Genomic DNA, 21,897 nt, shown 5'->3' with positions numbered 1-21,897 from the left:
CGGTCCTCCCGCCGACAGTACCCACGACCGGAGCCGGTCTGGGCCACGCGATCAGGTGGTCCAGGCCGGCTCCTCGTCGTCCCGGGAAGCGGTCGCCTCAGCGCGCGGGCGCACTCCCGAGCACCAGGTCCCGCACCTGCGCAGCGGCACCGAGCGCCACGGCGTCGGACCCCAGCGACGACAGGGCCAGCCGGATCGGCGCCCCGCTCACCGGGGGCTCCAGGGCGATGGCAGCGCTGATGGCCGGCTCGAGCAGGTCCCAGGACCGCGCGATCCCGCCGCCGATGACGATGGTCGTCACGTCGAGGATCCCCGCCGTCAGCAGGGCAGCACGCGCCAGCCCCCAGCCGGCGGTCTCGAACACCGCGGCGGCGTCGGGGTCCCCGGCGCGTGCGGCGTCGGCGACCTCGCGGACGGTGACCCGGCGCCCGGTACGTTCGGCGTAGCGGTCGGCGATGCCGCGCGCCCCGGCGATGGTCTCGAGGTGGCCGACCTGCCCGCAGGTGCACACCGCGTCGCCGAAGCCCGGGACGTGGCCGATCTCGCCCGCTGCGCCGCGGGGCCCGGCGAACAGCGAGCCGCCGAGCACGAGCGCGCCGCCGACCCCGGTCCCGAGCGTCATGCCGAGCACGTCCGGCTCCCCCGCCACGGCACCGGCGGCGACCTCGCCGAGGAGGAACGCGTTCACGTCGTTGTCGAGCGTCGCGGGGACGCCGAGGGCCGACGTGACCGCGTCCGTCACGCCGTAACCAGCCCAGCCGGTGAACGAGTTGCCCGTCACGAGCACCGTCCCCGTGCTCGCGTCGACGACGCCGGCAGCGCCCACCCCGACACCGGTCACGGAGGCGCGGTGCCGGTCGAGCAGGTCCGTCACGGCACCGAGGGCGGCCGTCACGATCGCGGCGCCACCCGCGTGGGCGGGCGTCGGCAGGTCGATGCGGTCGATCACCTCGAGCGCCGGGGTCGCGAGGACCACCTTCGTGTTCGTCCCGCCGACGTCGACGCCGGCGACGACCTCGCTCACGCGGTCACCGCCCCGAGGGTGGCGAGTCGCTCGACCCGGCGTTGCCGCTGCACCACCGGGTCGGGGACGGGCACGGCGGCGAGCAGCCGTCGGGTGTAGTCGGTGGTCGGGTGCATGAGGGTGGCACCGGTCGTGCCCTGCTCCTCGACGACGCCCTGGCGCATCACGACGACCCGCTCGGCGAACTGCTGCACGACGGCGAGGTCGTGCGAGACGAACAGGCACGCGAACCCGAGGTCGTCCTGCAGCTCGCGGAGCACCTCGAGCACCGTCTCCTGCACGCTGACGTCGAGCGCACTGGTCGGTTCGTCGGCGACGAGCAACCGCGGCGAGAGCACGAGCGCCCGGGCGAGGGACACGCGCTGCCGCTGCCCGCCCGAGAGCTCCCGGGGTGCACGCGACGCCAGGGTCCGGGGCAGCCGGACGGCGTCGAGGACCTCGTCGATGCGCTTCCGACGGTCGGCGGAGGACATGCCGCGACGGTGCACGGCGAGCGGTTCGGCGATGCACTCGGCGACCGACATCCGGGCGTCGAGCGAGGCCACCGGGTCCTGCAGCACGACGCCGATGCCCGACCGGAGCGCTCGGCGGCCGCGACCACGCGCCGTGCGCAGGTCGGAGCCGAACAGGTGCACGCTGCCGGACGTCGGCTTGACGAGGCCGAGCGCGACCCGGGCCGCGGTGGACTTGCCGGAACCGGACTCCCCGACCAGGCCGACGGTCTCGCCGGCGTGCACGGCGATGTCGATGCCCTGGAGCGCGTGGACGGCGCGCGCCCCGCGCCCGAACGTCACCGTGACGTCCCGCAGGTCGACCACCGGGGCCGCGCCGCGCCTCCCGTCCGAACCGTCCGCGACGGACGCACCGGACGTGACGGCCACGCCGGACGCACCGGACGCACCCGACGCGACGGCCGCACCGGACGTGACGGCCACGCCGGACACACCGGACGCGACGGCCGCACCGGCCTCGGCCACGGCCAGCCGCGGCACCGCCGCGAGCAACCGCTTCGTGTACTCGTGCTGCGGCCGGAGCAGGACGTCCTCGACGGAGCCCGTCTCGACGATCGACCCCTGCAGCATGACCGCGACCCGGTCCGCGAAGTCCGCGACGACGCCCATGTTGTGGGTGACGAGCAGGACTCCCGTGCCGGTGTCCGCCGCCAGGCGACGCAGCAGCTCGAGGATCTCCGCCTGCACGGTGACGTCGAGGGCCGTCGTCGGCTCGTCGGCGATGAGGAGCTTCGGCGAGTTCGCGATCGCCATCGCGATGACCACGCGTTGCCGCTGGCCGCCGGACAGCTGGAACGGGAACGCCCTGGCACGCTGCGCGGGCGAGGGGATGCCGACCCGGTCGAGCAGGTCGACGGCTCGTGCCGCGGCGTCCGCTGCCGAGACGTCGCCGTGGTTCCGGATGACCTCGGCGATCTGCGCCCCGACGCGGGTGAGCGGGTCGAGGGCGGTCGCGGGCTCCTGGAAGACCATCGAGACGGTGCTGCCGCGGAGCGAACGCAGGGCGGGCTCGGCGGCGCCGACGATCTCGTGGCCGTCGACGACCGCGCTGCCGGTGGCGGCGGCGTTGCCGGACAGCAGCCCCATCGCGGCGAGGGCGACGGTGGACTTGCCGGAACCGGACTCCCCGACGAGCGCGAGCGTCTCACCGGGTTCGACGTGCAGGGAGACCCCGCGGACGGCGTCGACCGTGCCGGACTCCGTGCTGAAGGAGACCCCGAGGTCGGTGGTGGTCAGGATGGACATCAACGGCCCCTCACGTCGAAGGCGTCCCGGAGCCCGTCGCCCACGGCGTTGAACGCGCAGACGACCAGGATCACGGCGAGACCCGGTGGCACGATGAGCCACCACCGCCCCGAGTAGGCGGCGGTGAGTCCTGCCGAGAGCATGCCACCCCAGTCCGTCGCGGGTGCCTGCACGCCCAGCCCGAGGTACGAGACGTAGGCGACGAGGAGGATCGCGTCGGCGACCTGGAACGTGGCGGCGACGACGATCGTGGACACCGAGTTCGGCAGCAGGTGGCGGCCGATCGCGCGGGCGTGCGACCCACCGATCGCCCGGAGGGTCAGCACGTAGTCGCGGTTCTTCAGCGTCAGCGTCTCGGCGCGGATGAGCCGGGAGGGCACGAGCCACGACACGAAGCCGAGGATCACGATGAGTCCCCACACGCCGGGCGTCGTGATCGCCGAGATGACGAGCAGGATGAACAGCGCCGGGATCGCGATGCCGGCGTCGACCACGCGCATCATCACCGCGTCGACCCAGCCGCCCACGTACCCGGCGATCGAGCCCCAGAGGGTGCCGACGACGGTGGCGAGGACGCCGGCGGCGATGCCCACCATGAGCGACACCTTGCCGCCGAACATCAGTCGGCCGAGCACGTCGTGCCCGACGGCGTCGGTGCCGAGCAGGTGCGCGGCGCCCGGGGCGAGGTTCGCCTGGGAGAGCTGGGTGTGCGTCTGGTCGGTCGGGTACAGGAACGGGCCGACGAAGCAGAACAGCACGATGACGGCGATGACGACGAGGCCGATCACCGCGAGGGTGTTGTGGCGGAAGCGGCGGACGGCGAGGCGCCAGCCGGTGGCGGCGACGGGCTGCACGAGCGACGCCGCTCCGGGGGCTTCGGGTGCCAGCTGTGCGGTCATGCGCGGCCTGCCTTCACTCGGGGGTCGATCAAGGACTGCGCGACGTCGGCGAGCAGCGTGCCCACCACGGTCGCGATCGAGATGACGAGGACGCACCCGAGCAGTGTCGGGTAGTCCGAGGTCTGCGCGGCGTTCCAGAAGAGGAGCCCCATGCCGGGGTAGTTGAACAGCTGCTCCGTGACGAGCGCCCCGCCGAACAGCACCGGCAGGTAGTACCCGAGCATCGCCACCACCGGAGTGAGCGAGTTCCGGAACACGTGCCGGCGCAGGATCGCCGCGGTCGAGGCACCGCCGGCGCGGGCGGTGCGGACGTAGTCCTCCTGCAGGTTCTCGAGCGTCGAGGCCCGCATGTACCGGCTGAAGACGGCGATCATGGCGAGGGCACCGGTGACGACGGGGAGCACGAGCCCGGCCGGGTCCTGGAAGACCTCGGCGAGGGTGTTCCCGCTCGGCGCCTGGGACGGCAGCCAGGGCAGCTGCTGGCTGAAGACGATGATGAGGACGAGCCCGAGGAAGAACGCGGGCGTCGAGTAGAAGACGAACGCCAGGGCGGTGGCCGCGTAGTCGACCGCGCCGTTGCGCCGGACCGCTTGCCACATGCCGACCGGGATCGCGAGCACGATGCCGAGCACCGCGGACATCCCGGTGAGGACGAGGGTCTTCGGCAGCCGCTCCGTGATGAGCTGCGAGACCGGCTCGTTGAGCGTGTACGACGTGCCGAGGTCGCCGGTGAGGAGGCGGCCGAGGAACCGGAGGTACTGCACGGGCAGCGGCTGGTCGAGCCCCTGCGCCGTGTTGAACGCGGCGATCTGCGCGGGCGTCGCGGAGACGCCGAGCACGCCGCGGGCGGGCCCACCCGGCAGGGCGTGCAGCAGGCAGAACACGACGATCGTGACGATGAGGATCACCGCGAGCGCCTGCAGGACGCGCCTGGTGAGGTAGAGAGCTGTGGTCATGCGGCTTCCGTCGTCTGGGTTGGTGCGGTGGGCCCCTGGAGGCGCGGTGCGGGTCGGACCCGCGCCGCGCCTCCAGGGGGTGTCAGGTGGTTACTTCGACCACTTCCACTGGGCCGGGTGGAAGTTGGCGAGCGAGTCCTGGTCGAACCCGGTCAGCCCCTGCTTGACGACCGAGATCTGGTAGTCCGGGCTCGGCAGCCAGATCACCGGCAGGTCCTTCGCGACCGCGGCGCTGTAGTCCTGCACGGCGGTGGCGTCGGGCGACGTGGTCGTCGCGTCGATGAGCTTGTCCACGTCGGCGTTGGAGTACGACCCGAAGTTCGCCGAACCGCCGGTCTGGAAGAGCGACTCACCGGTCGGGTAGGCCGGGAAGTACCAGCTGCCCGCGGTGCCGAAGAAGGAGAGGTCCCAGTCGCAGCTGGCCTCGTCGCTCGTGCAGGTCGGGGTCTGCGACAGGACGCTCGACACCGGCGCGGTCTTGATGGTGAAGCCGATGCCGGTCTTCGCGAGCGAGGACTGGATCGCGCTCATCATGTTGTCGGTGACCGTCGAGCCGGACTGCGAGAGGACGTTCATGGTGAACTTCGTGCCCTGCTTCACGCCCTCGCCGCACTGGCTGTCGGACGTACCGGGGTCGGTGCAGACCATCGTGCCGCCCTGCTCCGCCCACCCGTGGGACTCGAGCAGCGCCTTGGCCTTCTTCGTGCTGAACGGGTAGGGGTTGTCCTTCTGCGTGCTCGACACGTAGTCGGACTCCTGCGCCTGCGGGATCGGTCCGTAGGTCGAGGTGGCGGTGCCGTTGAAGACGACCTTGGACAGCGAGGTCTGGTCGATCGACATCTGCACGGCCTGGCGGGCGTACAGCTGCTTGAAGACGGCGCCCATGTCCGGGTTGTTGAAGTTGTACGGCATGTACGTGATCGCCCAGCCGGTCCAGGGCTGCACGTCGTAGCCCTTCGACGTGAAGGACGACTTCTGGTCCATGTCGGTGGCGTTGATGTAGCCGTAGTCGACCTCGCCCGAGCGGACCGCGTTCACCTCGGCGTCCGTCGTGGTGAACGGCAGCAGGTTGACCGTCGTGATCGAGGGCTTCTCGCCGCCGTCGTACTTCGTGTTCGCCGTCAGGGTGACCTTGCCCGCCGTGGTGAACGTCTTCACGCCGTAGGGCCCGGAGATCGTCTTCCACAGGTCGTCGCTGGCGTAGTCGGAGATCTTGCCGGCGGCGGTGTTGAGGTACTTCCACACCTGCTTCGCACCGGACGCGGTCTCGTCAGCGTCGGAGACCTTCGCGCTCGCACTCGTCTTGTCCCAGGCGTGCTGCGGCAGCGGGATGATGTGGCTCAGCTGGTTGGCGAGCATCCAGTCCGGGTTGTACGCCTTGTCGAACGTGATCGTGAAGTGCGTGTCGTCGTCAGCCGTGAAGGAGGTCCAGTTGTCCGGCGCCTTGCCCTTCGAGTAGGAGCCCCACTCGTCCTTGTTGGCCTTGATCAGGTTGAACCAGAACTCGACGTCACGGCTCGTGATCGGCTTGCCGTCGGACCAGTGCCGGTCGCCGAGGGTGACCGTGACGCTCTTCGAGTCGCTCGCGAACGTCGCGTCCGTCGCGACCGAACCGGCCTTGTTCCACGCGATCTTGCCGGTGGAGCCGTCGTAGGCGACGAGCGGCTCGTACAGCGACTGCGCGATCGAGCCGTTGTTCGTGTTGAGGTGCGCGGCGGTGCCGATCGGGAGGATCCAGTTCGGCGTGAAGTTGGCCGGCAGTGCGTAGTCGATCGTGTCGGAGCTGCTGCCGGACGAGGCGTTGCCGCCCCCGGAGCAGCCGGCGAGCAACGCGCTCACGGCGATCGCGGCTCCGGTGAGGAGCGCCCAGCGACGGGGCTTGGTCATGTGTGTCTCCTGGTGCGTGGGAGGTTCGGGGTGTGGAGCACGCGTGCCGAGCGGCACGGGGACAGTCAATGTCCAAAGCCGTTGGAAAAACAAACATCTCCGTGTAAATAGTTCGTTTCTGCCGTTCGGGCGAAAGGGTGGACCGGTCGATCTGCCGGTTAGGCTCGCGGCAGTCGGTGGCCACCCGCCGTGTTCCGCCCGGATTGGAGAAAGTCGTGCCGGACCTCAGCGCCCGCGTCCTGGAGCTCGTCGCGTCCGGGCAGGCCTCCAGTCGGACGGAGATCGCCGCGTTGCTCGGCGCCGCCCCCTCGACCGTGTCCCACGTGGTCGCGCAGCTCCTGTCGCACGGGCTGCTCGCCGAGGAGGGCACCGACGTCTCGACCGGCGGCCGCCCCCGCAAGGTGCTCCGCATCGGCGGCGTCGACGAGTACGCGGTCGCCGCGGACGTCGGCGGCGGGCACGCGCGCATCGGCATCGTCCTGCCTGGAGGCGCGCTCGAGTCCGTCGCGAACGTCCCGTTCGCGCTCTCCGACGGCCCGACCGCGGGACTCCAGCGGCTGGCGGCCCTGCTCGAGCGGCTCGCCGACGAGCGCGGTCGCGACGGGCTGCGGGGCGTCGGCCTCAGCCTGCCAGGGCCGGTCGACGTCGAGGCCGGCGTGGTCGACCTGCCGAGCCGGATGCCGGGGTGGAACGGGTTCCCCGTGGCGTCGTGGCTGACCGAGCGGTTCGGGTTGCCGGCGGTCGTCGACAACGACGCGAACTGCATGGCGGCGGGCGAGCAGACCGTGCAGGACCCGGGCCGGCGGCAGACCATCACGATCAAGGCCGGTTCGGCGATCGGGGCCGGGATCGTCATCGACGGACGGCTGTACCGCGGGGCGACGGGCTCGGCCGGGGACATCACGCACGTCCGGATCGACGCCGCCGGGGACACCCCGTGCTCGTGCGGGAACACCGGGTGCCTCGAGACCGTCGCGTCCGGAGCCGCCCTGGTGCGGATCCTGTCGGACGCCGGGGTCGACGTCTCCTCGACCGCCGACGTCGTCCGCCTGGCCTCGGACGCCCACCCCGAGGCGACTCGGGCCGTGCGGCTCGCTGGCCGGTACCTCGGCGAGGTGCTCGCCGCGAACGTCAACTTCTTCAACCCGGACGCCGTGTACCTCGGCGGCATCCTCTCCACCCTCGACCCGTTCATCGCCGCCGTGCGGAGCCAGCTGTACGAGAGCTGCCACCCGCTCATGACGCAGCACCTCGTCATCGAGCCGGTCTCGCTCGGCGCGGACGCAGGGCTCGTCGGGGCGGGTCAGTTCGCCCTGCAGCGGGGCCTCGCCGCGTCGCTCGAGGAACTGTCCGCGCCCATCCCCCAGTCCACCACCAGGAACAGGAACGTCCGTGTCTGAGCCCGTGTCCACCGCACCCGCCACCCACCGCCCGGTCATCGCGATCGCCGGTCTCGCCATCGAGACCTCGACGTTCACGCCGACGCGCACCCACGCACCGGCGTTCCACCCGGACCGCGGGGACGAGGTCCTGGCCCGCTACGACTTCCTCGGGCCACTGTCGGCGCACGCCGACTTCCGCGGGGCGCTCATCGGGCACGCGCTGCCGGGCGGGATCGTGGACCGTGACTCGTACGAGTCGCTCGCGGCGGAGATCGTCTCGCGGCTGGAAGCGATCGTCGAGGCCGAGCACGTCGACGGGCTCTGGTACGACATCCACGGCGCGATGGTGGTCGAGGGCCTGGACGACGCCGAGGCCGACCTGCTCGGCCGCATCCGCGCGGTGATCGGTCCCGATGTCATCGTGTCGGCGTCGATGGACCTGCACGGCAACGTCACGGCGGAGCTCGCGCACCAGGTGGACCTCGTCACCTGCTACCGGATGGCCCCGCACGAGGACGCCCTCGAGACGAAGGAGCGCGCCGTCCGGAACCTGGTCGACGTGCTGACCACCCGACCGGTCGGGCAGCAGCGCCCGGTGAAGGCCTGGGTGCCGATCCCCGTGCTCCTGCCCGGCGAGCAGACCTCGACGCGCCTCGAGCCCGCGGCGTCGCTGTACGCGCAGGTGCCGCTCGTCGAACAGACCGAGGGCGTGCTCGACGCGGCGATCTGGGTCGGTTACGCCTGGGCGGACCAGCCCCGCGACCGCGCGGTCACCGTGGTCACGGGCTGGGACGCCGACGCCGTCGCCGCGGGTGCCGAACGACTCGCGCGGGCCTTCTGGGACGTGCGTGAGGACTTCGTGTTCGTCGCACCGACCGGCACGTTCGACGAGTGTCTCGCCGCTGCGCTCGCGCCGGGCGCCGCGAGGCCGTTCTTCGTGTCCGACTCCGGCGACAACCCGACCGCCGGCGGCTCGGGCGACATGACGTGGGGGCTCACGCAGGTGCTGGCGAACCCGGCCTTCGCGGAGCCCGACGGCCCGACGGTGATCTACGCGAGCGTCCCCGGCCCCGCGGCCGTCGCGGCGGCGGTGGAGGCCGGCGTCGGTGCGACGGTCACCGTGACGGCGGGGGCGTCGGTCGACGCCGTCCACGCCGGGCCGATCACGATGACCGGCCGCGTGCACGCGATCAAGCACGGTGACCGCGACGCCGAGACCGAGGTGGTGCTGCAGGTCGGCAGTGTGTTCGCGATCCTGACGACGCTCCGCAAGCCGTACCACCACGAGCACGACTTCACCGACCTCGACCTCGCCCCGCGGGACGCCGACGTGGTGATCGTGAAGATCGGGTACCTCGAGCCGGAGCTCTTCGACATGGCTGCCGACTGGATGCTCGCGCTGACGCCGGGCGGGGTCGACCAGGACCTCGAGCGGCTCGGACACCACAGGATCGTCCGGCCGATGTTCCCCTACGATCGAGTGTTCCCGTCGGCGCCGGACCTCGGCGCCCGGATCATCCCGCCGTCGAACGAACCGCTCGGAGCCATCGCGTGACCACCGCCGCCCCCGTCGCCCTCGAGATCGCCGTCACCTCCCCCGCCGGCGCGATCGTCGCACGGGACGGCGGCGCCGACCGTGTCGAGCTCTGCGTCGGGCTCGAGCTCGGTGGCCTCACGCCGTCCCAGGCACTCGTCGAGACGGCCCATGAGACCGGCATCCCCGCGCACGCCCTCGTCCGCTGCCGTCCCGGCGGCTTCGTGCACACCCCCGACGAGGTCGAGCTCATGGTGCGCGAGGTCCGCACGGTCCTGCGCTCCGGGGCAGCGGGCGTCGTGGTCGGTGCCCTGCGTCCGGACGGCACGCTCGACGAGGACGCCCTCCGGCGCTTCGTCGACGCCGCACGCTCGGTCAGCGCGACCGCCGAGGTCACCCTGCACCGGGCGATCGACCACGCGGCCGACCCCGTCGCCGCCGCGGCCACCCTCGCCGACCTCGGGTTCACCCGGGTGCTGACCTCGGGTGCAGCGCCCACCGCGGTGGCCGGTGCGGCGACCATCACGCGCATGGTCGACGCCGCCGGGCCCGTGCAGGTCATGGCGGGCGCCGGTGTCACCCCGGCCGACGTCCCCGCCCTGGTCGCGACGGGGGCCGCCGCCGTGCACCTCTCGGCGAAGCGACCCGCCGCCGACAGCGCCCACGCGGGCGTGCCGATGGGCGGCGCGGACGACGGTTCGGCGCACTTCGTCACCGACGCCGAGGTCGTCGCCGCCGCCCGCCGGGCCCTCGACGCCTGACCCGACCCGTCACGCGGGAATGGACCGCGCGGGCGCGTGCTTGACGCCCGCATGACCTCGTCAGCAACGCGCCGTGGGTGGCTCAGCGTCGCATCCGTCGCACTCGGATCGTTCGTCCTCGTCCTGTCCGAGTTCCTCCCGATCGGCCTGCTGCCGGCCATCGCCGCCGACCTCGACGTCGGTGTCGGCACCGCGGGGCTCATGGTCGTCGCGACCGGCCTCGTCGGAGCGGTCGCCGCACCGGTCGTCACGGTGTGGACGTCCGCGCTCGACCGCCGGGTCGTCCTGGTCGGCCTGACGGTGCTGCTCGTCGTCGCGGACGCGCTCGCAGCGGTGGCACCCTCGTTCGGGGTGCTGCTCGTGGCCCGCATGCTCCTCGGCGTCGGCATCGGCGGCTTCTGGGCGATCGGCGCCGGGATCGCCGGACGCCTCGTCCGCCCCGAGTCCGTGATCCGCGCCACGTCCCTCATCACCGCGGGCGTCTCGGTCGCGACCGTCGTCAGCCTGCCCCTCGGCGCACTCGTGTCGTCCCTCGCCACGTGGCGGCTGGCGTTCGTGATCGGCGGCGTGCTCGGGCTCGTCGCGCTCGGCCTGCAGCTCGCGATGCTCCCGCGGATCCCCGCCCAGCAGCGCGTCCGGTTCGGCACGCTCGGGTCGCTGCTCGGTGTGCGCAGGGCCCGGGTCGGCCTGATCGGTGCCGCGTTCCTCTTCACCGCGCAGTTCGCCGCCTACACCTACATCGCGCCGTACCTGCAGGACCTCGTCGGGGTCGGCGCGGACACCGTGACGATCGCGCTGCTGGTCTTCGGCATCGCGGGCATCGTCGGGAACTTCGTCGCCGGGTTCACACTCGGCCGGAGCGTCCTCGGCACGATCGGCTCCGCGAAGTTCGTCCTCGCCGGCGCGGTCGTCCTGCTCCCGCTGCTCGCACACTCGGTCGTCGGGGTGTTCGTCCTGCTGGTCGTGTGGGGCCTCGTGTGGGGAGCACTGCCGCTCGGCATGCAGACCTGGATGTCCACGTCGTCGCCCGCGGGGTCGGAGACCGGGCTCGCGTTGTTCGTGACGACGATCCAGCTGGCGATCGCGGCCGGGTCGGTGCTCGGCGGCGCCGCGGTGTCGTCGTTCGGGTTGGCCGTCGACTTCTGGCTCGCCGGCGGGGTCGCGGTCGTCGGGGCGATCGTGCTCGTCACGCTGGGTGCGCGCCGCTCGAGCGCCGCCCCGGCGCAGGTCACCGCTCCCGCGGTCCCCGATCCGGCAGGTGCCACCGCTCCGGCGGAGACGACCGCGACCGGTTCCGTCGCCGTCGCCTGCCCCTGAGCGGATGCCCGAGAGCAACCGGCCGCGACGATCGACTCAGCCGAAGTCGCGAGCGGATCCGGGCATGCGCAGGACGGGGCGATCCTCGCCGACCATCGCGACCGCGATCTCGAAGGCACGGACAGCGCTGATCTCACCGAACGCGACGAGCTCTTCGAGGACGTCCCTCGTGTCGCGCGTGACGATGCCCATCGTCCTCGCGACGCGGAGTGCCCCGCCGTCTTCACTCATCCAGACGCTGCCGGCGAACTCGGGCCGGGTCCGCAGGAGATGCAGGGTCTGACTCTCCCCGAGGTGTTCCAGCGGAGCCGTGTCGTCGCCGCCGAACCGGTTCCGACGCATGCTCTCGATGGCCGCGATGTCCCGTTCGTCCTCGAAGCTGATCGACTCACCGAACCACGCGGTGGTGTCGAGCCGGACGAGGTTGCGGACGCGCTGCGCGGAGCGTCCGATCTCGTACTCCACGGCTTCGACGATCCGACCTGATCCGTGGAGACTCGTGCGGAGGAGCTCGAGTTCGTCGACGGCAGCGAAGTTGCAGATGAGTGAGTTGTCGGGGAACCAGTGGACGGGCACGGCTCAGCGCTCGCCCGGTCCGGGGTCCTCGTCTTCTCCCACCCCGTCGGTCGCGAAGAACTCCTCGGTCTCGTGCGGTGCCCACCCGAGCAGCCGCGCCACGGGCTTGATCGTGGTCTCGCCGTCGCGGTACGCATCCGCGTACGCGTTCACGAGCAACCATCCGGGCCTCGGGTCGCCCGCTGCGAGAGCCAGGTCGACGTACTCGGCCGGCTTGCCGAGGGCGAAGTAGGCCGACTTGGCCGTCATCTTCCGGAGGTCATCGCAGGTGGATCGATCGATCAGGCCCTCGTTGAGGAGCCTCCATGCGAGGGACGCAGGGGAGAGCTGGAACCGCTCGACCAGCTCGGGGAACACCGCGCGGGCATCACGGCCCGCCAAGACGGCTCGGAGCTCGTCGGACGGTGCCAGGAACGCTGCGGCGAACGTGTTCGCGCGTGACTCGACGTTCGACCGATCCACCCACATCCGCTCCTCGAGCATGCCTTGCCGGGCGTCCCCGAACGCGATGTGCGCGAGTTCGTGGGCGAGCGTGAACCGCTGCCGCAGCGGCTGATCGGCCGTGGCGAGGACGATCACCTTCGCGTCCGCATCCTCGTACGAGAGCCCGTCGACGTCGTCCGGGAGATCGGCCACCACGATCACGATGCCGAACGTCCGCTCGATCACGGCGAAGAGCTCGTGCGTCGCGAGACCGGCGAGCGGGACCCCGATCTGCTGCACGTACTGCTGTGCCAGACGTGGCGCGGCGACCGTGTACCAACTCGAGTGCTCGGCAGGCTGCGGCAGCGGTGGCAGGACGAGACGCCGATCGAGCTCCGCCAGGCCACGGACCGCGGTCACGACCCGTTCGACGATCGCCGCTCCGTCATCGTCGTCCACCGCTGCGCTGCGGACGCGACGCGCGAACACCGGGCGGAACGGCGCGGCTCCGGTGATGAGCCAATCGACGCTTCGACGGCCGACGTCAGCCACCCGCGCCAGTTCCAGCGACGTGAAGCGGCGACGACCGGCCAGGGACTTCGAGAGCTTCGTCGGGTCCATCCCGACCGCTGCTGCGAACTGTGCGTGGGCCATCCCGGATTCCTCGATGACCGCCAGCACGCGTGTCTCAACCGGTTCGTCCATGGCCCCATCGTACCGGAATTGCGATTATCGCAACACCGTTTCGGACGGGAGGCACGGTGCCGGCTGGCACCGTGCCTCCCGTCCGCCGTCGTCTCAGCGACCCGCCGCCGCGTGGTTCGCGACCTGGGTCGCCGACAGGACGGAGCCGTAGACCGCCGCGTACCGCATCGACCCCGTGAAGGCGAAGTTCGACGGCTGCCCGGGCCACCCGGACACGGTGTCGTACCCGATGCGGAAGTAGCCGGTGTAGTTCTCGGGCACGGTGAACGCGGTGTTCGACGCGACGAGGGCGCCGTCCGCGTAGAGGCGCATCCCGGTGCTCGCGGACATCGTCGCCACGACGTGGTGCCACGCGCCGTCCGTGTACGCCTTCGGTGACGTCACCACCTGGGTCGTCCCGTTGTAGGTGCCGAAGACGAGCTGCCCGGCGGTGTTGAGGTAGACCTGGCGGTCGTGCTGCCCGGAGACGGAGACCTGGTTGCTGCCGAACCCGACGAGCATGCCGCCGGCGACCGTCGTGCGGAACCAGACCTCCTCGCTGAAGGTGGTCGGGTTGGCGTACGACCGCGGGGTCGAGACGAAGCTCGTCGAGCCGTTCAGCGCGTACGAGCTCCCGGCGTCGCGCGGGCAGGCGTTCGGGCTCGGCGTGGTCGCCGTCATCGAGCCCTGGTAGGTGCCGTTCAGGCCCTTGCCCGACCAGTCCGTGGCGGTCGTCGAACCGGAGGCCTCGCCGAGGCGGTAGGCGAAGAGGGCGGTCGAGGTGTCGGCACCGACCGCAGCGGCGCAGGTGAAGTAGGGCGCGGTCGCGGCGCTGTTGCCGGTGTTCGCGACCACGGCGCTGAAGGCGGACCGCGTCGGTGCGAACGCGTTGGCGAGGCCGACGACCGCGACGGCGAGGACCAGGACGAGGGCGACGACGCGACCGTCACGGAGGCGGCGGAGTCTCACGAGGGACGCACCGCCTCGACCCGACCGACGGCCAGGCAGAGCACGAGCGGGACGAGGCAGGCGACGACGAGGAGTCCCCACCCGACCGGCCCGAGGTCGATGTTCGAGGTGAGCTGGTAGTGCCCGTTCCTCGTGAGCTCGCGGATGACCATGTGCCCGACCTGCCCGTCGACGAGGTGGACGCTCTCGGCACCACGGGCCTCGACCCGGACCGGGAACATGCCGGAGGACACGATGGTGGCCTCGACGCCTCCGTGGGTGGCCGAGTTCGTGATGGTCGTGACGTTGACGAACGGCTTGAGGATGAAGGCCGCGTACGACAGCGTGAGTGCACCGCCGGCGATGCGGAGGCAGGTGCGGGTGACCCGGTCGGTGAACACGCTCGTGAGCGTCCAGATCACCAGCGTGCCGATGAGCAGGAGCGGCGCCGCCCGGAACAGCCACCCCAGGTTCGGGACGAGGAGCACCGGGGACCCGATGACGTTCTCCTGCGTGAGCGTCCACGGGTCGGTCGCACCGTTGATGTCACCGCGGGTGTGCAGTCCGGCGGCGTCGACGTCGATGATGCGGTGGGTGTAGACGACGCCCGGGTTCGCCGCGGTCTCGAACGAGACGACGTCGCCGACGCGCAGGGTGGCGACGTCCACGGGCAGGTCGAGGACGAGCGTGCCGACCGGGGCGGCCTCGCCCATCGACGGCGTCTCGACGACGAACCACCGCCCGCCGGCGGACAGGAACAGCACGGCGGCGGTGAGGAGGACGGCGGCGACCGCGGCGACCGTCCAGGCGAGGACCGTCTCGAAGCGGGTGGCGGTGTGGCCGCCGAGGAGCGGACGGTCGAGCGTGCCGCTGAGCGGGATGGCGGCGGTCTGGCTCATCTGCTGCTCCGGTCGTGTGCGGCTGGGCGGTGGGGGGGGACGGGGTGGGGTGATGGGTGGCGGGGGGCGCCCCCCGCGGGGGGGGGGGGGGCCGGCCCGGGCGGGGGGGGGGGGGGGGGCGCCGCCCTCGGGGGGGGGGGGGGGGCGCGCGCCGCCGGTCGGGGTGGCTAGGCCGTGAAGGTCCAGGTCATCGGCACGGAGGCGGCGAGGCCCTGGTAGGTGTTGCCGGCCGAGGAGTCGAGCGTGACAGCGAAGGTGAACGGCACGGAGGCGCCGGCGGCGGGTGCGGCGGGCATCGTGAACGCCGAGGCGGCCGCACCCTTGAAGCTGGCGAGCGTGCCGCTGAACACCGTGGTCGAGCCGGAGGAGATGACGAGGTTCATCTTCGCGCAGAGGTCGGTCGCGGTGCCGTTCACCGAACCGTTCGCCGACTGGGTGCACGTGGCGCCCGGGGTGAGCGTGAACGTCGAGGCGTTCGCGGTGCCGGTGTTCTTGATCGAGATCGCGGTCGTGACGGTGTTGCCCGGCGTCATCGTGGTGCTGCCGCCGAACTTGTTGATCGTCGAGCACGTGGCGGAGTTCGTCGAGACCGAGCCGCCGTCGGTGCTCGTGCAGGTGACGGTGCCGCCGGCGTTCTGCTCCTGCATGGTGAGCGTGCCGCTGGCGGCGGTGTTGCTGCTGTTGGTGATGCTCGCGGCGAACCCGGAGAGGGTGCCGGTGAGCGAGAGGGAGAGCAGCACGGCGGCGAAGATGCCCGCGAGGAGTGCGACGGGGGCGAATCGGATCCGCTTCAGGGCGGAGGTGCGGAGCTTGTCGGACACGGGAACCTCTTCGGTCGGGCGTTCAGGGAAGTGGAGGAGCAATCGGCTCGGGCTCGTTTGCTTCGATCATCAAGATAGTCAGTCATTCATCAAATTGACCACTCGTATACTGACCCCAGTGCGAGGGACGCCACCGCACCCGACCCGAAGCGAGGAACCCGTGACCCCTGCGCCGCCGACCGACCCGACCGACGCGGCCGACCTCATCGCGGCGTTCGACGCGGTCGTGCGCGCGAACGCGAGCCTCGTCGGACAGCTCAGCGCCCGGGCCGGCGTGCACGAGAACGCCCTGCGCGCCCTGGTGCTCGTGAGCGACACCGGCTACTCCACCCCCACCGAGGTGGCCGGGTACCTCGGGCTGACCTCCGGCGCCGTGACGAACATGATCGACCGCATGACGGCCGCCGACCTGCTCGAGCGCGCGCCGAACCCGAACGACCGCCGCGGTTCGCTGCTGCGACTCCTGCCCGAGGGCGAGCGGGTCGTCCGCGAACACCGGGAGCGGTACGCGCAGGTGCTCGCCGAGGTCGACCGGACGCACGCCGGCGGCCTGCTCGCGGTGCTCACCGACCTCGCGACGGGCCTGTACGGGTCGGCCGGCGAAGCGATGCGCTGACACCGCACCCACCACACGACGGGAGGCACGGTGCCAGCTGGCACCGTGCCTCCCGTCCGTCGTGGGCGCGCGTCAGGACCCGCGCGTCATCCCTTCACCGGGATCGACTGCGCCTTCAGCGCCGCCACGGTCTTCGACTGCCCCGACTCGAGCGCGTCGAGGAGCGTGCCCTGCCCGGACGCCGCCTGCCCGAAGCCGTCCGACACGTCGGAGTAGGTTTGCGTCATCGTCGGACCCCAGGTGAAGGGCTGGATGTCCTTCGCCGCGGTCGCGAACTCCTCGTAGATCTTCTGGTTCCCGTAGAACGGCAGCCCCTCGGTCAGTGCCGGCAGCTCGGCGCCGGTCGACGAGGCGGGGTAGAGGTTGGCCTCCTTGTTCAGCGCCGCGAGTGCCTCCTTCGAGGTGTTCAGCCAGACCAGGAACTCCGACGCCTCGGCCGGGTGCTTGCTCCCCGCGAAGACGACGTTCGACGAACCGCCCCAGGCAGCGGACTTCGACTCACCCGCGGTCCACTGCGGCATCGGCGCGACGGCCCACTTGCCGGAGGTCGAGGGCGCACCGCTCGAGATGGTGTTCGCACCCCAGACGGCCGAGACCCAGGTCCAGTCCTGCCCCTTGTCGTAGGCGCTGTTCCACTGGTCGGTGAAGCTCGGCAGGGTGTTCACGAGCTTCTTGTCGATGAGGTCCTGCCAGTAGTCGGCGACCTTCTTCGACGCGCTGTCGGTCAGGTCCACCGTCCAGTCCGAACCGGAGTTCGAGAACCACTGGCCACCGGCCTGCGAGACGAGCCCGGCGAACTGGTTGACGTCGCCCTTGGCGAAGTTGGTGATGTTGCCGCCGAGCGCCTTGATCTTCACGGCGTCCTGGGCGTACTCCTCCCAGGTCTTCGGGACGTCGAGGCCGGCCTTCTCGAACAGGTCCTTGCGGTAGTACAGGGCCATCGGACCGGAGTCCTGCGGCACGGCGTAGACCGACTTCGACTCACCGAACGTGACCTGGTTCCAGAGGCCGTCGGAGAAGTCCTTCTTCGCGGCGCTGATGCCGGAGCACGCGCCGATGTCCTCGAGGCCGCCCTGCACGCGGAAGGCCGGCAGGGTGTCGTACTCGACCTGACCGATGTCCGGCGCCTGCTTCGCCTTGAGCTGGTTGAAGAAGTTCTGGTACGTGCCGCTGTTGCCGTTCGCGACGATGGAGACCTTGACCTGGATGTCCGGGTGCTCCTCGTTCCAGATGTCCACGACCTTGTCCATGTTCGGCACCCAGGTCGTGAAGTCGAGGGTGACCTTGCCGCTGGACGGCTTGCAGCTCGCGGCGGCCGTGTCGGATCCGGAGCCTGCGCCGATGCCGCCGGTGCTGCAGCCGGCGAGGGCGACGGTCGCGGCGACCGCGACGGCGGCGACGCTGAGGAACTTCGTTGTCTTCATGCTGTTTCCGTTCGGGATGTGAGTGGGGTCGGTGGTGCTGGTCAGGCGTTACTTCAGGCCGCCGGCGCCGAGGCCGGACCGCCAGAAGCGCTGCAGGGAGAGGAACGCGACGAGGAGCGGGATGATCGAGACGAACGACCCGATGAGCACCAGGGTGCGGAGGTCCGGGTACTGGTTCACGCTCGAGTTCCACGTGTAGAGGCCGAGGGTGACGGGGAACAGCGACGAGTCGCGGAGCATCACCAGCGGCAGGAAGAAGTTGTTCCAGATGGCGACGAACTGGAACAGGAAGATCGTCACGAGCGCCGGCGACATGAGCCGGACGGCGACGGTGAAGAACGTGCGGACCTCGCCGGAGCCGTCGATGCGGGCGGCCTCGATGATCTCGTCCGGCACGCTCGACGCCGCGAACAGCCGCGACAGGTACACGCCGAACGGGCTGACGATGCTCGGCAGGAAGACCGACCAGAACGTGTCCGTCAGGTCGACCTGGCTGAAGATGAGGAACAGCGGCAGGGCCAGCGCGGTCGCCGGCACGAGGACGCCGCCGAGGAACACGTTGAAGAGGGCCTCGCGTCCGCGGAACCGGTACTTCGCCAGCGCGTAGCCGCACATCGCCGACAGGACGGTGCCGATGAGCCCGGCGACACCGGCGTAGGCGATGCTGTTGAGCATCCAGCGCACGTACACGCCGTCCTGCCGGGTGAACAGCTCGCCCAGGTTCGCGACGAAGTCCTGCACTGACGAGGCGCTGAACCACAGCGAGAACGTCGTGTTGAAGTTCGCGGTCGTCTTGGTCGACGACACGAACAGCCAGAAGATCGGCAGCAGGAAGTAGATCGTGAAGACGCCCATCACGAGCATCGCGGCGCTGCGCGAGATGACGCTCTCGCGCGGTCCGCGCGCACCGTGCTGCAGGGGCCTGGAGGAGCGGTTCGGCTCGAGCGGTCGGCCGGCGGTCCGCACGGCGTCGCGTCGGCTCGGTGCGTTGACGGTCACTGGTCAGCCTTCCGCTGGGTCAGTCGGAGGAACCCGATCGACAGGACGAAGGTCGCGACCGCGAGGACGACGGAGAACGCGGCGGCGAGGTTGAAGTTGGGCACCGACGAGGTCGAGTAGACGAGCATGTTCGGCGTGAAGGTCGACGAGATCGTCGAGGTGAACTGGCGGAACACGGTCGGTTCGGTGAGGAGCTGCAGGGTGCCGATGACGGAGAACACCGCGGTGAGCACGATCGCCGGCACCACCATCGGGATCTTGATCGACCAGGCGATCCGGAACTGCGACGCCCCGTCGAGCTTCGCCGCCTCGTAGATCTCGGTCGGGATCGCCAGGAGCGACGAGTAGATGATGAGCATGTTGTAGCCGACGTAGACCCAGGTCACGACGTTCGCGACGGCCCAGAGCACGGTGCCGGAGCCGAGCAGGTCGACCTTCGAGGTGACGGCGGAGAACGGCGAGAGGTTCGGCGCGTAGAGGTAGCCCCACATGATCGCGGCGATGACGCCGGGCACCGCGTACGGCGCGAAGAACGCCAGGCGGAAGAACCGCTTGCCGCGCAGCAGGGGCGAGTCGAGCAGGAGCGCGAACACCAGTGCGAGGGCGAGCATCACCGGTACCTGCACGACACCGAAGAGCAGCACGCGGAGGATCGAGCCCCAGAACTCGCTGTTCTGGAACACGAGCACGTACTGGCTCAGTCCGCCGAACACCTGCGTCGGCGCACCGAAGGTCCCCTGGCGCTCGATCTTCTGCAGCGACTGCCACACGGCGTAGAGGATCGGGACGAGGTAGAACGCGGTGAAGAGCACGGCGAACGGCGTGACGAAGACGGCGATCGCGCGGCGGTACCGGAAGCCCCCGCCGCGTCGACGTCGGGCGACCCGGGGTCGCTGGGCTGTGGTGGTCATGGGCGCTTCCTGTCCGTGCGGATGATCTGGGTGCCACCGGGGGCGATGGTCGTGGTGCCGGTCCGGGGTCGGTCGGCGACGAGGTCGTGGCCCGTCACGTGGTGCTCGACGGGCTGATCGGTGTGGTTGAGCAGGAACACCCACTCGTGGGTGTCGTCGCGGCGTCGGACGACCTCGAGGCCGGGCTGCGCGGCGGGGTCCGGTGCGACGCCGACCTCGGCGAGGACGTCACCGAGCAGGCCGCGGAGCGTGTCGGCGCCGAGGACGGTGGAGACGTACCAGGCGGCTCCGGCACCGTGCGCGTTGCGGGTGACCGCGGGCGATCCGGCGAGCTGGCCGGCGGCGTAGTCGAGGACGCTCGTCGCGCCGCGGAGCTCGACGGGTTCGCTCCAGACGGTGCCGGTGGAGCCGTCGGACAGGGCGATGCGCGCGTCGGCGGCGAGCGGCAGGAACTCGTCGACCCGCACACCGAGCAGGTCACGGAAGACACCGGGGTACCCGCCGGTCCGCACGCGGTCACGCTCGTCGACGATGCCGCTGAAGAACGTGATGACCGCCCGGCCCCCAGCGGCGACGTGGTCGACGATGACCGCGGCGTGCTCGTCGCGCACCAGGTAGAGCTCGGGGACGAGCACGACGGCGTAGCCGTCGAGCGGCGCACCCGGCGCCACGACGTCCACCGTCACGCCGAGGTCCCACAGTGCGCCGTGGAACGCGTGGACCTGTTCCAGGTAGCGGAGCGCGGTGGTGGGGTGCGCCTCCAGGTCGGCCGCCCACTGGTTCTCCCAGCTGAAGACGAGCGCGACGTCCGCGACGACGCGGGAACCGCGCAGTTCGCCGAGCCGCTCGACCAGGTCGCCGAGCTCGACGACGTCACGCCAGCCGCGGGAGTCGGTCCCGGCGTGCGGGAGCAGCGCGGAGTGGAACTTCTCGCTGCCCTGGACGGACGCCCGCCACTGGAAGAAGCAGACCCCGTCGGCACCGCGGGCGATGTGCGCCACGGTGTTCCGGAGCATCTCCCCCGGTGCCTTGGCGACGTTGTGCGGCTGCCAGTTCACCGCGCCCGTCGAGTGCTCCATGAGCAGCCAGGGCGCCCCGCCCGCGAGCCCGCGCGTGGTGTCGGCGGCGAAGGCGAGCTCGACGTGCGGTCGGGGCAGACGGTGGTCGAGGTAGTGGTCGTTCGCGATGACGTCCATGTCCGCCGTCCACGACCAGTAGTCGAGCGCGGTGATGTGCGCCGCGACCATGAAGTTCGTCGTCACCGGCTTGTCGCTCAGACTGCGGAGCACCTCGGCCTCGGCGCGGTGGTGCGCGAGCAGCTCGTCGGACGAGAACCGGTCGAAGTCGAGCGTCTGGCCGGGGTTCGTGAAGGACAGGGTCGCCCGGGGCGGCAGGACCTGCTCCCACGCGGAGTAGCGCTGGCTCCAGAACGCGGTGCCCCACGCGGCGTTGAGCTCGTCGACGGTGCCGTACCGGGCGCGGAGCCACCTGCGGAACGCCTCGGCCGACACGTCGCAGTAGCAGTGCGCGTTGTGGCATCCGAGCTCGTTCGAGACGTGCCAGAGCGTGACCGCGGGGTGGTCGCCGTAGCGCTCGGCGGTGGCGCGGACCAGGGCGAGGGCGTGCTCGCGGTACACCGGCGAGCTCGGGCAGAACGCCTGGCGTCCACCGGGCCAGCGGGTGGTGCCGTCGGCGACGACCGGCAGGACCTCGGGGTGGGCGGTCGTCAGCCACGGCGGGGTGGAGGCGGTCCCGGTGCCGAGGTCGACCCCGATGCCGGCGCCGTGCAGAAGCTCGATGACCCGGTCGAGCGCGGCGAAGTCGTACTCGCCCCGTCGGGGCTCGACGTGCGACCAGCCGAAGACGTTGATCGCGACGAGGTTCACGCCGGCCTCGCGCATGAGCCGGACGTCCTCGACCCAGACCTCGGGGTCCCACTGCTCGGGGTTGTAGTCGCACCCGAACGCCAGGCCGGTCGAGCCGAGCCCGAGCGCGCCGGTGGCGGCCGTCGGCAGGGTGGTGGTGGTCACGTCGGGTCCTCGCTGATCGGGGCGGCGCTGCACCGTCCGGTCGCGAACG

The 21,897-nt window shown here is 71.1% G+C and carries 19 protein-coding genes; 5 read left to right on the top strand and 14 right to left on the bottom strand.

The annotated features are described in order from the left end of the window. Window positions 1–97: 97 nt before the first annotated feature. The 5 genes from WFH25_RS04005 to WFH25_RS03985 form a co-directional block, all read right to left on the bottom strand. A complete protein-coding gene (locus WFH25_RS04005) occupies window positions 98–1,024 on the bottom strand; it encodes an ROK family protein (protein ID WP_070417277.1) in 927 nt (308 codons plus the stop codon). Further along, window positions 1,021–2,781, bottom strand: a complete 1,761-nt coding sequence (locus tag WFH25_RS04000; protein ID WP_336696877.1) for an ABC transporter ATP-binding protein — start codon at window positions 2,779–2,781, stop codon at window positions 1,021–1,023. Before WFH25_RS04000 ends, WFH25_RS04005 begins: the two co-directional genes overlap by 4 nt. After that, window positions 2,781–3,680 carry an ABC transporter permease gene (locus WFH25_RS03995; RefSeq protein ID WP_336696876.1) on the bottom strand — a complete coding sequence of 300 codons (900 nt, stop codon included), beginning with the start codon at window positions 3,678–3,680 and terminating at the stop codon, window positions 2,781–2,783. Before WFH25_RS03995 ends, WFH25_RS04000 begins: the two co-directional genes overlap by 1 nt. Next, window positions 3,677–4,636, bottom strand: a complete 960-nt coding sequence (locus WFH25_RS03990; protein WP_071296453.1) for an ABC transporter permease — start codon at window positions 4,634–4,636, stop codon at window positions 3,677–3,679. Before WFH25_RS03990 ends, WFH25_RS03995 begins: the two co-directional genes overlap by 4 nt. Window positions 4,637–4,726: 90 nt before the next feature. Beyond that, entirely contained in the window at window positions 4,727–6,523 is a 1,797-nt protein-coding gene (locus WFH25_RS03985; RefSeq protein ID WP_071296454.1) for a peptide ABC transporter substrate-binding protein, read from the bottom strand. Window positions 6,524–6,738: 215 nt separating this feature from the next. Between WFH25_RS03985 and WFH25_RS03980 the strand changes: the two genes are divergently transcribed. The 4 genes from WFH25_RS03980 to WFH25_RS03965 are packed head-to-tail and all read left to right on the top strand — an operon-like array spanning window position 6,739 to window position 11,517. Further along, the gene (locus WFH25_RS03980) at window positions 6,739–7,923 is read left to right on the top strand and encodes an ROK family protein (protein ID WP_083295119.1); all 1,185 of its coding nucleotides are present in this window, start codon (window positions 6,739–6,741) and stop codon (window positions 7,921–7,923) included. Continuing rightward, the gene (locus WFH25_RS03975) at window positions 7,916–9,460 is read left to right on the top strand and encodes a M81 family metallopeptidase (protein WP_336696875.1); all 1,545 of its coding nucleotides are present in this window, start codon (window positions 7,916–7,918) and stop codon (window positions 9,458–9,460) included. The genes WFH25_RS03980 and WFH25_RS03975 overlap by 8 nt, the downstream gene beginning before the upstream one ends. Then, window positions 9,457–10,200 (top strand): copper homeostasis protein CutC, encoded by a 744-nt coding sequence (locus tag WFH25_RS03970; protein ID WP_261646049.1) that lies wholly within the window; start codon window positions 9,457–9,459, stop codon window positions 10,198–10,200. The genes WFH25_RS03975 and WFH25_RS03970 overlap by 4 nt, the downstream gene beginning before the upstream one ends. Before the next feature lie 51 nt (window positions 10,201–10,251). Continuing rightward, entirely contained in the window at window positions 10,252–11,517 is a 1,266-nt protein-coding gene (locus WFH25_RS03965; protein WP_336696874.1) for an MFS transporter, read from the top strand. A gap of 36 nt (window positions 11,518–11,553) precedes the next feature. On the opposite strand, the gene WFH25_RS03960 is transcribed toward WFH25_RS03965, so the two are convergent. The 5 genes from WFH25_RS03960 to WFH25_RS03940 all read right to left on the bottom strand — a co-directional run bounded on the left by WFH25_RS03960 (window position 11,554) and on the right by WFH25_RS03940 (window position 15,868). After that, a complete protein-coding gene (locus tag WFH25_RS03960) occupies window positions 11,554–12,093 on the bottom strand; it encodes a hypothetical protein (RefSeq protein ID WP_309887168.1) in 540 nt (179 codons plus the stop codon). 3 nt (window positions 12,094–12,096) lie between these two features. After that, a complete protein-coding gene (locus tag WFH25_RS03955; protein WP_336696873.1) occupies window positions 12,097–13,221 on the bottom strand; it encodes an ImmA/IrrE family metallo-endopeptidase in 1,125 nt (374 codons plus the stop codon). Window positions 13,222–13,314: 93 nt separating this feature from the next. Next, on the bottom strand, window positions 13,315–14,169 hold the full coding sequence (locus WFH25_RS03950; protein WP_336696872.1) for a LamG domain-containing protein: 855 nt from the start codon (window positions 14,167–14,169) through the stop codon (window positions 13,315–13,317). Continuing rightward, window positions 14,166–15,047 (bottom strand): S26 family signal peptidase, encoded by an 882-nt coding sequence (locus WFH25_RS03945; protein WP_229085843.1) that lies wholly within the window; start codon window positions 15,045–15,047, stop codon window positions 14,166–14,168. The genes WFH25_RS03950 and WFH25_RS03945 overlap by 4 nt, the downstream gene beginning before the upstream one ends. A gap of 167 nt (window positions 15,048–15,214) precedes the next feature. After that, complete coding sequence (locus tag WFH25_RS03940; protein ID WP_071296464.1) at window positions 15,215–15,868, bottom strand: hypothetical protein; 654 nt, start codon at window positions 15,866–15,868, stop codon at window positions 15,215–15,217. Window positions 15,869–16,028: 160 nt separating this feature from the next. On the opposite strand from WFH25_RS03940, the gene WFH25_RS03935 reads away from it, so the two are divergent. Next, window positions 16,029–16,484 carry a MarR family winged helix-turn-helix transcriptional regulator gene (locus WFH25_RS03935; RefSeq protein WP_070417293.1) on the top strand — a complete coding sequence of 152 codons (456 nt, stop codon included), beginning with the start codon at window positions 16,029–16,031 and terminating at the stop codon, window positions 16,482–16,484. Between the two features lie 86 nt (window positions 16,485–16,570). Here WFH25_RS03935 and WFH25_RS03930 read toward each other — a convergent pair whose 3' ends face one another. The 4 genes from WFH25_RS03930 to WFH25_RS03915 are packed head-to-tail and all read right to left on the bottom strand — an operon-like array spanning window position 16,571 to window position 21,848. Continuing rightward, the gene (locus WFH25_RS03930; protein ID WP_336696871.1) at window positions 16,571–17,908 is read right to left on the bottom strand and encodes an ABC transporter substrate-binding protein; all 1,338 of its coding nucleotides are present in this window, start codon (window positions 17,906–17,908) and stop codon (window positions 16,571–16,573) included. A gap of 48 nt (window positions 17,909–17,956) precedes the next feature. Further along, window positions 17,957–18,907 carry a carbohydrate ABC transporter permease gene (locus WFH25_RS03925; protein WP_336696870.1) on the bottom strand — a complete coding sequence of 317 codons (951 nt, stop codon included), beginning with the start codon at window positions 18,905–18,907 and terminating at the stop codon, window positions 17,957–17,959. Beyond that, window positions 18,904–19,818 carry a carbohydrate ABC transporter permease gene (locus tag WFH25_RS03920; protein ID WP_070417295.1) on the bottom strand — a complete coding sequence of 305 codons (915 nt, stop codon included), beginning with the start codon at window positions 19,816–19,818 and terminating at the stop codon, window positions 18,904–18,906. Before WFH25_RS03920 ends, WFH25_RS03925 begins: the two co-directional genes overlap by 4 nt. Beyond that, window positions 19,815–21,848, bottom strand: a complete 2,034-nt coding sequence (locus WFH25_RS03915) for a beta-galactosidase (protein ID WP_336696869.1) — start codon at window positions 21,846–21,848, stop codon at window positions 19,815–19,817. The genes WFH25_RS03920 and WFH25_RS03915 overlap by 4 nt, the downstream gene beginning before the upstream one ends. Between the last annotated feature and the right edge of the window lie 49 nt (window positions 21,849–21,897).

It is taken from the genome of Curtobacterium sp. USHLN213, from assembly GCF_037144815.1.
Lineage (GTDB): Bacteria > Actinomycetota > Actinomycetes > Actinomycetales > Microbacteriaceae > Curtobacterium.
Note: the sequence above shows the minus strand (reverse complement) of the source record. Positions and strands in the feature narration are given on the sequence as shown.

What these genes read in the sequence shown, in the direction of transcription:
- WFH25_RS04000 (WP_336696877.1), bottom strand. Translation starts at nt 2,781, where the DNA reads ATGTCCATCCTGACCACCACCGACCTCGGGGTCTCCTTCAGCACGGAG.
- WFH25_RS03995 (WP_336696876.1), bottom strand. Translation starts at nt 3,680, where the DNA reads ATGACCGCACAGCTGGCACCCGAAGCCCCCGGAGCGGCGTCGCTCGTG.
- WFH25_RS03990 (WP_071296453.1), bottom strand. Translation starts at nt 4,636, where the DNA reads ATGACCACAGCTCTCTACCTCACCAGGCGCGTCCTGCAGGCGCTCGCG.
- WFH25_RS03985 (WP_071296454.1), bottom strand. Translation starts at nt 6,523, where the DNA reads ATGACCAAGCCCCGTCGCTGGGCGCTCCTCACCGGAGCCGCGATCGCC.
- WFH25_RS03965 (WP_336696874.1), top strand. Translation starts at nt 10,252, where the DNA reads ATGACCTCGTCAGCAACGCGCCGTGGGTGGCTCAGCGTCGCATCCGTC.
- WFH25_RS03955 (WP_336696873.1), bottom strand. Translation starts at nt 13,221, where the DNA reads ATGGACGAACCGGTTGAGACACGCGTGCTGGCGGTCATCGAGGAATCC.
- WFH25_RS03945 (WP_229085843.1), bottom strand. Translation starts at nt 15,047, where the DNA reads ATGAGCCAGACCGCCGCCATCCCGCTCAGCGGCACGCTCGACCGTCCG.
- WFH25_RS03930 (WP_336696871.1), bottom strand. Translation starts at nt 17,908, where the DNA reads ATGAAGACAACGAAGTTCCTCAGCGTCGCCGCCGTCGCGGTCGCCGCG.
- WFH25_RS03920 (WP_070417295.1), bottom strand. Translation starts at nt 19,818, where the DNA reads ATGACCACCACAGCCCAGCGACCCCGGGTCGCCCGACGTCGACGCGGC.